8 protein-coding genes are annotated in these 14,845 nt (G+C 59.8%); all 8 read right to left on the reverse strand.

What is annotated here, in order from left to right; all coding sequences use genetic code 11:
- Window positions 1–27: 27 nt before the first annotated feature.
- The 8 genes from KAJ83_RS01560 to KAJ83_RS01595 all read right to left on the reverse strand — a co-directional run bounded on the left by KAJ83_RS01560 (window position 28) and on the right by KAJ83_RS01595 (window position 14,667).
- Entirely contained in the window at window positions 28–4,068 is a 4,041-nt protein-coding gene (locus KAJ83_RS01560; RefSeq protein ID WP_210680256.1) for a hypothetical protein, read from the reverse strand.
- 16 nt (window positions 4,069–4,084) lie between these two features.
- Window positions 4,085–7,345 (reverse strand): lysozyme family protein, encoded by a 3,261-nt coding sequence (locus KAJ83_RS01565; RefSeq protein ID WP_210680257.1) that lies wholly within the window; start codon window positions 7,343–7,345, stop codon window positions 4,085–4,087.
- A gap of 3 nt (window positions 7,346–7,348) precedes the next feature.
- On the reverse strand, window positions 7,349–7,954 hold the full coding sequence (locus tag KAJ83_RS01570; RefSeq protein WP_210680258.1) for a virion core protein, T7 gp14 family: 606 nt from the start codon (window positions 7,952–7,954) through the stop codon (window positions 7,349–7,351).
- The gene (locus tag KAJ83_RS01575) at window positions 7,954–10,023 is read right to left on the reverse strand and encodes a phage nozzle protein (protein ID WP_210680259.1); all 2,070 of its coding nucleotides are present in this window, start codon (window positions 10,021–10,023) and stop codon (window positions 7,954–7,956) included. The genes KAJ83_RS01570 and KAJ83_RS01575 overlap by 1 nt, the downstream gene beginning before the upstream one ends.
- Window positions 10,024–10,611: a hypothetical protein gene (locus KAJ83_RS01580; protein ID WP_210680260.1), complete on the reverse strand. Its 588-nt coding sequence runs from the start codon at window positions 10,609–10,611 to the stop codon at window positions 10,024–10,026.
- Window positions 10,612–10,700: 89 nt separating this feature from the next.
- Entirely contained in the window at window positions 10,701–11,675 is a 975-nt protein-coding gene (locus KAJ83_RS01585; protein ID WP_210680261.1) for a phage capsid protein, read from the reverse strand.
- A gap of 562 nt (window positions 11,676–12,237) precedes the next feature.
- Window positions 12,238–13,152, reverse strand: coding sequence for a capsid assembly protein (locus tag KAJ83_RS01590; RefSeq protein ID WP_210680262.1), 915 nt, complete (start codon window positions 13,150–13,152; stop codon window positions 12,238–12,240).
- Between the two features lie 6 nt (window positions 13,153–13,158).
- On the reverse strand, window positions 13,159–14,667 hold the full coding sequence (locus KAJ83_RS01595; RefSeq protein WP_210680263.1) for a portal protein: 1,509 nt from the start codon (window positions 14,665–14,667) through the stop codon (window positions 13,159–13,161).
- Window positions 14,668–14,845 lie beyond the last annotated feature (178 nt).

The raw sequence follows: 14,845 nt of genomic DNA on the forward strand, positions 1-14,845 counted from the left end.
CTCCGTTCCGTTCAATAGTGCGGGGTTCTACCCTTCGTTCAACCGACGCCAAATAGCATCGAGGTAGAAGAGGTTAGAATACGGAGCAAGGCGCTTCCCCTTCTCCAGGACTTTCTCCGGTTCATCCAAGGAGGAGAATAGACCTTGAATGTCATCGACGGTGGACACGGTCGGTCCCAACATACCGGAAAGCCAATGCGACTGCCGGTATCGCGAAGGGACCAAACCCAATTCGGAGAAATCGGCGCCCCAACTCTCGGCGAGTTTCAAGCCGCCGTTCAGCATGGGGTTCGTCATGAAGAGAAGTCCACCACGGTCGACGCTCTCTCGAACCCATCCCCCACTAGGCAGGTCCTTGATCTCGTCCCAGCGATCTTTGATCAAACCCTCGCGGATCGTATAGGACGCCGCGCCCATCGATAAGGCCCACAGAGCGGAAGTCGCAGCTTCCCATTCCTTGTTGGCCATCTTGTAGGACAGCTTCCGACCCCATTTGTTCACAGAGGTGAAGGCGAAGGTTTGGAACTGGAAGATCAACTTACCCATCGGGGTGGACATGAAGGGTGGCGTATCGCCCGCCCCCGGCGTGATCACGGCCCGGTCGGTTGCCCGGCGAAGCGCCACGTAGAAACGGCGGGTGGCCGAGTCATCCCCCCAGTTCTGCGCGTTCGGTAGCTTCATGCCGTACTTCCCGGCCACCAGCTCGTCTTCCCCGAATTCATCCATCTTGCTGGTGATGCTCTTCAGGGACCGCTCGTCCAGGGTGAGTTCGGCCATATCGCGCATCTCCTTGGCGGACAAGTTCTCACCACGCTGTAGCTTCTTCCCAGCCGCGTACATGTTCTGAACGATCTCGTGACCGGCGACGAACTTCAGCCGACTGTTCCAGAAGCGCATCAGGTTCAGGGTATTCATCTTGTCCGTGCCCCATTGGAGCCCGTGTTCGATGGCGTCCGTCACTTTACGCGTCCGACCGACGCCAACGCCCCGCTCACCGATCACGTCATCCAAACCATAAAGACGGGACTGACGGTTCATCAGCGGGGAGTTTTCGATGCCATACAGAACCGCCGCTAGGGTCTGGTCATCCATGTCCTTGGCGATATTGTGGATCGGCTTTCCGAGCATCTTGGGAAGGGTCTTCCCGACGCCGACATTCATGCTGATCGTCGCCATGTCCTGGATCGACGACCACACGACCGACCCCATGAACCGAAGGAAATTACCATGCCGGAGCGTGCGGCTCGCGTACATGACGGCTTCCGAAGGGTCCAGGTTTTGAACGTCGTACCGTCCGAGCAACCGGTCGCGCGCCACGACGACGGCACCGGTCTTTTCATTCAGCATTATCTCACGTTCGCGATCCAATGACCGGGCCAGCTTATCATCGCCGTTCTGGCGGGCCGCTTGGGCACGCTCGGCGTAGATGTTCCGAAGCTCCTCCATACGGTCAGCCAGGGCATCGTCGCCAAACTTCTCCCGAAGCGCCAAGCGACCGGCCATGTCCTGCTTATACTGGGTGGCGATCTTGGTAGGGTCGAAGTCGATGTACCCTTCGTCCATCAGGACGTCGATCTGATCGTCCGTGAAGTTCAACGCCCGAAACTTGGAACGGCTCGGGTGCCCGACGTGGAGAACCCCCGTGGGAAACTCGTCGCGCTTCAAGAAGCCGTTCCGCACCAAATCCTTGACCGCGTCGGGGACATTCTTTCGTCTCCGCGCGGCATCGGCCGCTTTCCTTGCCCTCTTGGCATCAGCCTTGGCGCGACGGGCCTTCTTCCCAGCCTCCTTTCGGAGACGGTTGGCCTCGATCCGTCTCGTCTTGGCCGAATTGCGAGCGGACTTGGCGGCGTCCTCGGTGTAGCGAAGAGTCGTCAGCCGCTTATTGTTGATCTTACGCTGTCGGTCCAACTGTTGAAGCCGCTTCTCTATCTCCTTGAGACGGCCTTCCAAGGAAGCCCTGGCATTCGTCTTTTCGGGGTCGGGCGTCTTCTTGGCCGTCAGGGGCTTGAAGAACGCCTCGTCTGACCGCCGAAGCCGTTCAAGCTCCGCCCGCTTGGCCTTCTGGTTCACCATCATCTCACGGATGAAGTCGAAGTCCTGGAACTCCCGGACTTGCTTAGACGACCCTTGTTTCCGGCCGATGGTTACCGTGGGCTCGGCATAGAACTTGGCGAGATCGTCCTGAGCGCGGCGGGCCTTACTGACCGCACGGTCCCAACGCTTGATCTCCTCTTCACCGACATCCTTCACGGCGCGTGGAATGAACTGTTGTTGACGCTCTAGCGTCTGTCTGCGGGACGCCTCCGCCGCGCGCGTAATTGCGTCACGCTCGCGACGTAGTAGCTCACGCTCGGTTTCGACAGCCTGACGGGCCACCTCGCGGGCGCGGGTCTCCTGCTCGGCTTTCTCGATTCGGGCGTTGGTTTCCGTCGTTCGCGCCTTGCGCGCCTCCTTGGACGCTTGGATCAGGTCGGCGTGGCGCTGACGGGCTTCCTCGGCGGCTTCTCCGACAGCGGCCTCAGCCTTCTCCAGGTCGAATACGTCCTGCTCCTCGTTCCACGCCTTCTGGATTTCCTCCTTCTGGGCGACATCGTCGAGCGCGTCGTATTCCCGTTTCGACAGGCCGTAGAAGTCCCGGAGCCACTCGTCATCCGGCTCCTTCTGGAGCATATCGATCAACAGCCTTTCCAGACGGTCGGGATTTTCCCTCACCTGCCCCATGATCCAAAGTTGCGGAACATATTCCTCAACCTTCTGGTTGGGTTGGAAGACGCCTTGCTCGACCCCTTTACGGTAAAACTCCTCATAGTAACGCTGCCATCCCTTGACGGCATTGTTAACCGACCCCTCGAATTCCGACGGCACATTCGCTTCCGAATTCCTGAGCCGCTTGTAGACCATCTTATTAAAGTCCTGGCGGGAGACGACTGGCGCCCGGCCGATCTCGTCACGGATCGCAGCGACGCCTTCGGTGCCGGGCTTCTTGGTGTTCAGCCGACGCCATTCGCGTTCATGAGCTTGAGAGGCTTCCGCCGTCCGGCTCTCGTAGTAGTGGACAAGGTCCTCGGCGCTCTCTACCGCCCGGCCCCGCTCATTGCCCTTGGTAACGATGCCGGTGTCGAGCATTTCCATGATCAACCGGCGGCTTTCCGTGACCTGGGCGTTGGACGCGGCGGAAACCGGGGTCCGCCAGAACCCAACCTTGTCGGACATCTCGTCCAAGCCACGAGACAGGATGCCTTGCTTGTCGGGCATATCGAAGTCCGCCAGTTCCTTGAACCGGATTTCATCCGACACGGACGCTGCGGACAGGTCCTCGCCGGGGACGCGGCTCCGGGTCGCGACCGGCGCATTGATATCGACCGCTTGAGAAGTCTCCCGCGCGATCTTGCCTTTCCCCAAGGTATGCATGAAGGCACCGATGCCGCCGCCGAGAGCGGTTCCCACACCGACGTTCAGGAAGCTCTCGCCGATGGTCCGGGTCTCCTGAATGCCGTGTAGCAACGCTTCCTGACCAGCCACGAAGCCGCCCGCTTCCGCTGCGGTGGTGAGGGCAGTGGCCCCTAATTTACCAGCCTTGAATGGCGCCGTGAGCGGCACAAGTGACGACACGTCCAGGAAGGACGTAGCCATCCCAGCGACATGACCCGCGAAGGACGAGTTTCGGATGACCTTGCGCCGGTCAAGTTCACGGTCAATCTGGCTTACCTTGGCCTGAAACTCGTCAGGGTTCTGAACGTTGTCGAAGTGTCCGTCCAAGAGGAACTCTTCGACGTGTGGCTCGAACTCGTCCTGGTTATCGGCGTAGAACCGGAAGGGCGAGAAAATACCGTCGTGCTGCTCGGACGGTCCTTCATAGCCGGACTCGACGCCCTGGCGAATGTAATCGGCCACGCCGCCGAGGACGGTTTCTTGCATGAAGTAGGCTCCGGCCGTGTCACCGACCGATGGACCGTCAGTTTCTCGTTCGAAATTTTGGACGAGCGGCGCGGAGCCGGTCTCCAGAATATCCCTGGAGACCCGCTCGTTTGCCAGCGCTCGCCTTTCGGCTACGCTTCCTGCCATTTCCTCTCGCTAGTGGTTACGAATTGCTGTCGGGGATGATCTGCGGTTCCATCCCGAACGCTTGGGCGAACATGTTGGCTTCGGCATTGCGCCGCGTGGATAGGTCGACGTCGCCGCCATTGCTGTCCTCGCGGATTTCCCGTTCGGCGGCCCGCCAGTTGCCATTTCGGATCGCGGACGTGAGGTCGTCGCCGATAAGGGCGGGGTTCTGGTACGCCATGCCGGTCAACACGAGTCGCGCCTCCTCCGGCAGTTGGAAAAGGGCATCCATGCCCAGCTTATTCTGGAGGATCTTATCAGCCTCCATGAACGCCTTGTTGAAGACGTGCTGAACCTGATCCTCGCGAAGTTCGGCGTCTCCCTGCCGGATATCCATGGGGTTGGCGCCCGCTTCCTCCAGGGCCTCCCGGATATAGGGCTCGTCGAGATTGAACCCCAAACCGACAGCCTTGTTGCCGCCTGGATCGTCATAGGCGACGTCCCGCGACCCTTCCATAGCCTTGATGTACTCATAGGCTCGCATCTGGAAGCTGTCCTCCACGTCGCCCCCTTCGGGCGTGACGGGCTGTCCGCCATTGTAGTTCTTCACGAACCGCTCATGGAGCCCCAGAACGTGATCGAGGGCATCCTGCGGAGTGTCGAACTTGTCCGGGATTAGCTTCGTGACGTTCGTGGATGGGGGAACGATGCCCTTATCCTTGAAGTCGTCGACGACCTCGCCGACTACGTCGGCCATCCGACTCTTGGTTTCGGGGTCGTCCAAGGCTAGGACCTCTCCGTCGAACCGCATCGCGGCCGCGTTGAAAATCACCTTTCCATTAACGACCCGGCCCGGCATCCGAGATTGGAAAGTGTCGATGAGCTTCTCCTGGCGACGACGCAGTTCGTCGGACGCCTGAGCTTTCTCGAACTGTCCGGGGTCCGGCTTCGCCGGGGGCGTCGGCCGCCAGTGCAGCGCGTAAATCGGCTGCTCGGCGTCGTTCCGAACCTTTTCGTACTGAATACCGAGAGGCGCCAACTCCGCGTTGACTTCTTCGATCTGCGTCTCGAATTCGGCTGGGTCCTCGGCCCATTCCCGCGATCCACTTACCGTGTCGGACTGCGACGTTCCCTTGGGACCGGTTCGGGTCTCTGTCACCTTTTGGAAATCGACCGATTGTCCGGGCGTTACGGTGACCCAGCCATTCTCTTGCCCCCCGTACCCTTCGGGTCCGGTGACCGCGAACCAGCCGTCCTTGGCTAACGGCGTGTTGGGATCGACCGTCATGGTCTCGGGATCGGCGCCAGCGAACACCCACGGCTTTTCCTCTCCAAGCGTGTCAACGGCCCCTTCCCAAAGGCTGTCGCCTCCGAAGAGACTCGTATTGTCGAGGGCATTCTCGGTCGACGTAACGAAGGCCCGCTGCTTCTCGGTAAGCTTTACCAGTCGTTCGCCATCGGGGCCGGGAACCTTTTGGTGACGTGCGAGGACTTTTTGCGCCGCCCGCTCGATAGCCTTATCCGATTTCAGTCGGTCACCGGACGCATCCTTCAGGAAGGCCGCGAGGTTCGTCACCTCACCGACCACGTCCTGGTTACCGTCTACGACGTCCAGGGTCGCGTCGAACTTATCGTCGACCACGTCCCCCAAGACCTCAGCGACCTTCTCGTCAGCGGTCTGATCGTCGTCAAGCTGCCCATCGGTGTACAGGAACGACGCCTTGTATCCGTCGTTCAGACGTTCGTTCAGTTCCTTCCCACGCCGATCCATCGCCGTCAGAACCGTTGTCGCCGCTTGGTTTAGCGACGTGCCATCCTGTCGAAGGCTCTGCATCAGGAAGTAGGCATTGGTCGTCTTGTCGGGGAGGTCCGCAAATAATCGCGGGTTCGACTGTTCAATGGCACGCATCGCGTGGAAGGCGGGGACGACGGACTGAGCCATCATGTCCTGGTCATCGACCGCACGCACGTCCGTGAGGCCAACCGTCATCTGTTCGACCTCGTCCGGCACGAATGACAGGCCCCGGATCATCTGATGCGCGCTGGGGTGGTTCGCTTTCAGCGCGTCGGATACCATTGGCCCGGCGAAGTCCTTCATCTCCTCATGCGTCGCCAGGGTGCCCATGTTCGTCGTGTCTCCCATCAAGGTGGACGCCACGCGGGAACGGGACTTACGCTCGGCCGAAACTTCGGCGACCTGATCCCGGATGTCGCCCCAGGCGGACTTTACCCCACGGTGCCAGCTTCGGTACTGACGGATCGGGAGAAGTTCCCGATACGCCACGGACAGGTTGCCCTGGTCCAGCGCGTCCTGGGCGGACGTAAGCTGGGCGTCGATCCGATCATTGAGCGCGGTGTTCTGGACACTCGCGGTCTCCTGGTCGATCCGGGAGACCATGGCTGGGAACTGCCGCGCCAACGGGGTATAATCCGGGTCGTCCGGGTCCTTCTTCGTCAGCAACCGACGTGTCCGCATTATATTCTGAAGGGGCTTATTCGAGCGGCGAGCGGCCCGGAACAATGCGTCCACCGCCAGGGCGGAGCCACGGCGCGGATCGTTCGTTATGGTGGCGCCCTCGTTGATCACACGCCGTAGGTCGGACACATCATCCACCTCGCCATTGCTGAAGCGTACCTGGACACTGTTCTGGAAGTCCTGGACGTTCCTAGCCTTCTGGTTCTCGTGAAGTTGAAGCTCCTTCGACCGTGTGTCGGCTTGAATGCTTCGGAAGAAGCCCTCCACGAAGAAGGGCTTGATCTCCTCGGGCATACCCTTCGCCTGTTCAGCGACGAAGGATCGGGCGCGTTCCTGGATCGCGTCCGGGCCATCGGACAGGGAAATCTCCACCAACGGGCCTTTCTTGAAGTCCGTCGCGGCCTCGTCGGCCAAGAGGGTTCCCTTGGTCTTGATGAAAGTCTTCATCCGGGCCTTGGAGACGTCTTTCGGCAGGTCGTCTTCCGTCTTCCCCATCAAAGCGTCCATCTGACCCTGGTTGGCTTCTTCGACCTCGCGTTCCTGGGCCGCTTCTCGGGCTTGGCCAAGATCGCGTTGCCGCTGAACCTCGGCCACATCCATGATGCCGTCGCCCATCTGACCGAACGTGCGTTCCAGGTCGTTCCCCAGGCGCTCCATACGTGTGGCGATACGGGAGGCGCCCGCCGTGAGACCTTCCAGCGGGTTGTCAGCCTCGGGGACCGACCGGCGCACCGGCCGGGTATTCGCCGTCGGGGCCGTCCGCGTGGACGTCGTCAGGTCAACGTCTGTCGGGCGACGGCGGGTCTGCCTCTGTGATGCCATTCGTTATCCTTTAGCTGCTTCCAGTCGTTCTTGATGCTTGGCGTAGCTGGTGGCGATCTGTACGCCGGAGTTGAGGGTGTCCATCATCGCACTGGTGCGAGCGTTGCTTTCAGCCATCTCGGCTTCAGCCGATGTGGTCGCCACCTGAAGATTGCCTCGGTTGATGGCGTTCGCGGTCTCCTGCGAGACGGCTTCCTTGTCCTTCTGTAGGGCGTCAATCTCGCGCTGACGCTGCCGCTCGATCCGACCAACATCCACGCCTTGCAGATATCGCTGCTCGTTCGCGATCCGTAGCGCGTTGGTCGTCCCCAGAACGCCACCCCCCGACGCCATCTGCGCCTGGAGGGCGGCGAATTCCGCATCGGCCTTGCGGGCGAGATCGGACTTCTTCTCCTCGGAAGCCTCGTCGACCTGCTCCTGCCGTTCGGTAAGTTCTTCTTGCTGCCGCGCGAAGTTATCCATGGCCACTTCTTCAGCCATGTTGGCTTCACGCCGGGCAGCATCCTTCCGCATATCCGCCGCGTTCTGGGCTTGTTTATAAGAGGCAAACGACCCCACAGCCGTCGTAACGGCGGAAATCGCCAACGCGGCCCCCGTGGAAATCGCCATTATGCGTTCTCCTGTCGTGAAAGCTCGTTGAAGAAGCCCTTGACCGTGGCGCTCGTGACGGTGAAGGGAAGGTGCGTCTCGTTCTTGAAGGCGATTGTGGTCGTGTCCCCCTTCCCCTTCACGCGGACGCGGAAGATATCGGACAGTATCGGCTGCTCTCCGACCCTGTTCGTCGCGCTGCCGAGCTTCCGTCCAGACATCGTGTAAGTCCTCGTGGGTTTGCCGTCCGGGGTGACTTCGACTTCGAAGAACCCGGTTTCGGTGAAGGACACCTTCATGTATTTCAACTGAAGTCGACCGCCGAGAACGGTGTTATTCTCCCCTTCTCGGACATAGATTCGGGAAAGCTCCACATAGGCCGTGTAAGGCAATCCGATGATCATATCACCGCCAGACCAATCCCCCTTGGCGCTGACCTTGTACGGGTCCCCGGAGTCATGATCGAGACTGACCTCCCGGCCAGCGCTGTTGAAGTCGCCGCTGGCCACGGCGATAGCCTTTGCCTGATGCTGGAACGGTAGCGTCCACGACGTCACGTTGTTATCGCTGTCGTGATCACCCGCCACCGCCACACGGCAGTCCAATAGCGGATTGAAATTCATTCCCACGAGAGGTGCCTCGGGAACGAACGCGCATTCCTCGATAAACACGTCGCCGCCGCGAGAGACCAGGACCGACAAGCGATCTCCCAGGCATTGCAGACCAATGATGCCATCGCAGCGCGTGCGCCATCGCCCCCAGGCGGATTGAGCCTTGGTTTCCCCGTCCCAATAGACGGTGTAGTTGTATACCGTGTCCTCCTCCCCATCCGTCACCGCGAAGAGCATTCCGGTAGTCGGGTCCGCGTCCATCGTGGAGATTTCCGCCGGGATGTACCCTTGAACGTGCTTCGTGACGTCCGCCGCCGTGTTCGACAGCGTTTCGTCATCATAGAAATACTCCAACAGGACCGCGTCCCTTTGAGTGGAGGCAGCGAAATACAACTGGTCACCGACCGTGACGGGTCGAGCCAGGGACGACGTCGAATAGGTCGTAGTCATATCCACGGACGCCGTCTTAGGAGACATCGTGGCGCCGCCCGAAAGGGTGAATTGGGAATTGGCGGACGTCAGAAACACCGTCTCGCGGTGAGGCGTCGCCCACCGGAGCGGGCTCACCGTATTGGACTTAGCAACCCGGTGGATCGGGTCTGTGTCCAGCACTTGGGTCGCCTTGTCCGGCCATAATTCGAAGAAGTCCCCCGACTTGGAGGAGTAAATGTCCTCGTCGCTTACCAGCCACATCCGGTTCTTGAAGAAGAACAAATCGGATAGCGCCGATCCAATGAAAGGGGGCTGAGGAACGGTCACGTCGTCGCCCACTTCGCGCGCGCGCCACGTGATCCGAGACAGGGTGAAGGTTCCGTCGCTCTCGCGGACGATCTTGTGCGGCATGGACGACGCATCGAAGGCATTCTTCAAGCCCGGGCGGACCCACTCGATCCAAATATCACTAGCTTGCACGTACTTGACGTAATAGTCGTCCAGTCCGGTAGCCGCGCCGGTCACTTTATAAACCACGCCGTCGCTGGGAGGGTTGCTGCTCGCCGAATAGGGTAAATCCCCGAACGTCGCGACAGAACCGGACAATCCGCCGCCCGACGTGACGCCCATGGATGTAATAATCGAGCGGTTCACGACCAATGTATAGTCCTTGACCGTGACCATGACGATATTATTTCGAGGGTCCCCTGTCGTGATGTAGTCACGCTCGGAACTGCCGTAGAAATTTACCGTCTTTTCCTCGCCGGTGAGCGCGTCGAAGACTGAAAGCCCGCCACTATTATCGATGGTCATCCAATATTGTTCATTGGCATCCCGCGCGTAAGCATGTGCTTTATACGGGTTGGAAGGGTCCAACCCCGTCTTTCCGACCAGCTTCAGGGCCGGTCTCTTCGTGAAACCCCCGGACACGACACTGAACAAAACATTGTCCGCCTCTTGAACCTGTGAAGGGAGGCGAACGGTATGCGGCTGGCGGGACACGCCATTGAACAGGGACCGGATGGGCTGATCAATCAACAGTCCCATTTAGGCTCCGTAAAATCGGTTCTTTCGATGGGTGATCATATGAGCGTGACGGTTGTCCGTAAGGACATTGCCATCCTCCGCTTCAGCGTCGGCCCATAGCAGGTCCGTCCATGCGTCGCGCTCCTCCGCGACCACGAATTTATCGAGCACGGTCGATCCGATTTCGCTCTGTTGGTACAGTCGCGCGGCGTGAGCCGCGATGTAGCGGCACATTTGGTGCGACAATTCCTCAAACGGCCGTTTCAGCACGACGTCCGCCAGGACGCCCGCATCGAACACGAAGGTCCGGTTGCGTCGGTCATAGAGCCGGTCACCCCGAAGCACTACATCCGTGACCTTATCGGCGCCGACAGTGTCGACCTTAAGGGTGCCCTTCGGCATGTCGATATGACCCTTGGCGTCCGGTACCAGCATCCAATTCTCTTCCGTGTTCTCGAACCAGCCGATGGACTGGATATCGGTGGATGTCCGATCAACGAAGCGCTCTGCGGCCTCGGCATCGGGATCACCGGACTGAAGGCTGTTGACGGGCTCTTCGCCGACGACCTCCAGGATGCGGTTCACCGCGTCGAGTTTTTTGCTACTCATGTCCTCTCAAACGAAAAAGCGGGCCAGCCCCCTCTTTGGAGACTGACCCGCTATGTTGGATGAATGGTTACTGACCGACGAACCGCAGATTATGCGGTCTTGAACTCCACGGCGGTCTCGGGACGCAAGGTGCCATGGCCAACGGCCATCTTGGACACCATGAAGTCCTCCTGCCGCCGCACGTCACGCTCGGTTTCCATGGCGATGTCCTGGAGACGAAGCGTGCCGACAGCCTCCGGCGTCCACAGAATGCCGGTAGTCGTGCTGTAGTCAGCCTGATACTTGGAGTAGACCGAGCTATCGGCGCTCTCGTCGCTGTTCGGGATCGTGCGCTGCTTCATGATCGTCACACCGTCGATCTGCATCGCCTCCTCGCGACCGGCGATGGCGCCGATCTGGCCGAAGTCACGGTTCACGACGAGGTAGTTGCCATCGGTGTCCTTGGCGTACTTAATCGCGTCGTACACCTTGGCGTTGACGAGCATATAGCGCGGATCGTCGTCCGGTACGTCGTTATCGAACAGGTCGATATTCGCTTGACGGATCGCGTCGATCCAATCCTTACCGGAGATGGTGCCGCTGTTCGCCAGGGCAGCGTCCGTGATGACGTTTCCGCCGGGGAAAGGACCATCGGCGCTCGTGCGAGCGGCCAGAATGGTCTGTCGCATGACGTTCTTGTCGAACTCACGAGCCAAAGCCCGACCAAGCTCGGTAGAAAACTCACCTGTAACGTCGAAGTGCGACATCTTCTCGTCGAGGTCATAGATCGCCGTGTGAGCAACCAACAGACCGTCGATGGTGATGGTCACCTCGGTCGTATCGATGTCGTTCCCGAGCATCTCCTTACCAGCGGTATGGTACTCGGCCTGGGCCTTCCAAGTTTTCGGGAACTGAGCGGACTTACCACTCTCGATATTCTGGACCTTGTGCTTGTCGAGGGTGAGGACCTTCTCCTGGAATGCCGTGAGAACCTCACCGCCGAAAATCTTCAGGAACAGATTTCGGTCGTCGGCGCTCTGACCCTTACCAAACCGGGCCGGATTGCCGTCGTCACCAAAAGCCATTGTGGGTAGAAACTCCCTGCTTGCGAAAATAGATGTAGAGAAACTGATGTACTTTTCGGACACACCCTTTCCTGTCCCGGTTGTCCGCCGTAGCGGGCCGGTCGTATTCGCGGGTCGTCCAGGATGCGCTGTCGCCTCCCCTTCGGGGCCACCTCCGGGGCAGGGACGAGGGGCGCACCCCACCTCGTCACGACTGGCTAGGTCGGAGAGGATTTGAAATACGGCCCAGGGCTCAAGCCGAGGGCGTCAAAGCGTGAAATGAATGACCCCGGCCGCGTGCTTAATGCAGAGGCGGTACCGGGGTTGATAATAAAGCCGCCCGTCCGTGATGCCGGGTCTGGTTATCAGAGCTACCGTGGACGGGGGCGACGCTGGCGAGGCGCTGGGCCTCGTACCCACAGCACGCTGCGGGCGGGTAATCCGTGAACCCGGCGCTCCTCGTGGGAAAGGAGGGAAACCACGAAGCGTCTTGCGCGCTCTCGCCGGGGCGGAGCCAAGGCACTCAGCGGGTTCAATAGGTACAAGAGATAGAGGCGGGGATGTCGCTCCCCGCTGGCGGACCCTACATGAAGTTGGACATCGCCACCTTGCGACGAACCTTCTTCTTGTATTGCGGATCGATATCGTAGAGCCGACGCCCCTTCTCGTCCCGCTTGGACATGGCGTCGATCATTTCCTGCTGGCTGGTGAAGCCGGATTCGGTCTCCGAGCTATTGTCACCTTCCATAAGGCTAGGCTCGTCGCCTCCGCTGGCGTTTCCGTCCGCGCCGAAGCGTGACTTCATCGCGTCGATGGCAATACGCCAGTCCTTGCTATTCAGGAGACCGTTGTATTTCTCGATTTCACTCTGCGGAAGCTCATTCGCGGCACGTTCCAGCATCCGGTTCAGGACTTCCTGGCCTCCGGCATAGTCCGCCGAGCGCCGCTGCGCCATCTGCTTGGATGCCTCGCGCATCTGGATATGCTCCTCAGCCATCCATCGCGGGATTCCGGCATCCTCCAGAGCGTCGAAGTCCTCGTCGTCGAGGGTGCCATTTTTATCGATCTTGCCGGTAATCTCGCTCCAGTCGAGCCCGGCATTCTCGATAACGTTCTTGACCCCCTGGTCGCCGCCCTCGGAGCCGTCGTTTTCCCCGTCTTCGGAACTGGAACGCTGCTCCTGGTCGCCGCCATCGGAGCCTTCCTGACTCTCCTGACCGCCACCGGACGTCCCCTTTTCCAATTCCTGGTAGGATTTCAGGAGGTTTTCGACATCGACTTCCCCCTTCTCGCCGTTCCAGAACTTGTCCGGTACATTGTCTGGCTTCTGGGGTTTGCCTTCCTGGGAAATCTCATCCATCTGGTCGGCCGTGCTGGACGATTCCCCGTCGCGGAAGCCGCTCTCGTACCGGCGGGCCATCATTTCATTATATTCAGGCGTACCCTTTTCGGGCGTCTGAGCGGCTGCGTCTCCGCCCCGGTTGTCGTTTTCTGCCATGCTCCTTTAGCTCTGTCGCTGCTCTAGAAGTTGTCTAACGGCATCGGCTGGAAGCTGTCCCATGCTATCGGACATCTGACGCTTCTGCCGTATTCGCTGTACCTCTTCGTCGGTACGGACGTTGCTTGGGAGACCAACGCCGACGAATAGTTTCTTCAGAAGATCGGGCCAGGGGATGTAATCCTGGACTTCCTCGCCCATTCCTTGGATCAAATTGAGGACGGTTTGGATTCGCACCACATCCTGCTCTCGACCGAGGGCTTCCAGCCCGACCACGACCTGGGGTTCGACCACGTCCGACATCTCGGGAAGTTTACCCTGTTGTTCCATCTGGAACATCAGACGCTTGAGGCGAACGCGCATCATATCCTCGGACAGCATCGAATAGACACCGCCCAGGACTCCCTCCAGTTCTTCAGCCAGCATCCGAAGCTCGGTCGCGGTGACGCGCTCGGCGTCACGTCGAAGGCCGGACTTCAGAAGGAAGGCGCCGGAGAGGCTCTCTTCCAAGCGTTGGATTTCGGCCGATGTGACCTGCATCCCATTGGCGTTCTCAAACTGGAGCATGGTGACGCTGTCCGCATCGCCGACGCCAACAGCGCCGTTTTCGGCCGTCTCCAGGAACTTCTTCATCCGCTTGGCGTAGGTCTGGGGCGACACGACATAAAGATTACGAGACGCCATGGCGGCGCCGTCGCGCATCGCCTTGCTGAGGCCATCGAAGCTGGTCAAGTCGCCGATATGCTCCTCGACCTTCCCTCGCCCGTAGCTTTCGCCAGGGATTACGGACCAACGCAAGGGGTTCGCCGGGAGTCGATCCGGGCTGTAGGAACCTTTCGTTCCCTCGATTACGTTGTCGTTGATCTCCTGCTGGACCTTGAAGCTGCCATCCTTGCCCTTTCGAACCCAGGTGTAGATCGCGACGTCCTCGCCGTTGTCCGCCTTCTGCTGTCCAGGCGTCAGCGAACCCTTGGCCTTCTCCGGCACGTTCTCCGGCGCCATCTTTTCCTCTAGGACGATTTCCAGGAGATTACCGGCGCGGTCACGGACAACGCAGTATTGACTGAAGGGGTAGACGCGGATTCGGTTATCGGTCCCCATCCACTCCAGAGCGTTCCCCGTCACGACGAGAAGCTGGGTGCATAGATTGGTCGATTGACGCCAGCCACTCCGCTCGATCTCTCCCTGAACCAGTTGCTCGGCCATCGCTAGCTTCTGGGTCATGCTCTCGGGGACCGACATCTGGCCGGACTCCTGGAGAATTTCCGGGGGGATCGTCATCTTGAAGAAGGGCTGCCCCGGCGGCAGAAGGGCCGTCATCAGACGGGAAGACAAATGAACGACCGCCCGGCTACCAAGGCTTTGGTAGGGCTCCGGCAGACGGGACGTTCCTTGGTGACCGTCGGGAGGAAGTAGGGAGGGAAGTGTCAGTTCCGCCGCTCGGCGGGCTCGCTCTAGGAAGGGCTCCCGCTTAAACTTCAAGCGCTCGTACCGCGCTCGCGCAGTATCCGCCATTAACTCTTAGATTTCTTCCGCTTCTGTTTGTTGGGTATACTCAAGCCAGACCCGGACGTGCCAGCCATCGGGATCGTGAATGCTTCGCGATCCACATGGTCTTCGCGCTCCTTTGCGCGTTTCCGAACCTCCTCGATGCCCTCTGGATCGACAGGCTTAGGTTTCTCCTTCTCTGTCT

Source organism: Marivibrio halodurans (assembly GCF_017963645.1).
GTDB classification, from domain to species: Bacteria; Pseudomonadota; Alphaproteobacteria; order UBA8366; family Aestuariispiraceae; genus Marivibrio; species Marivibrio halodurans.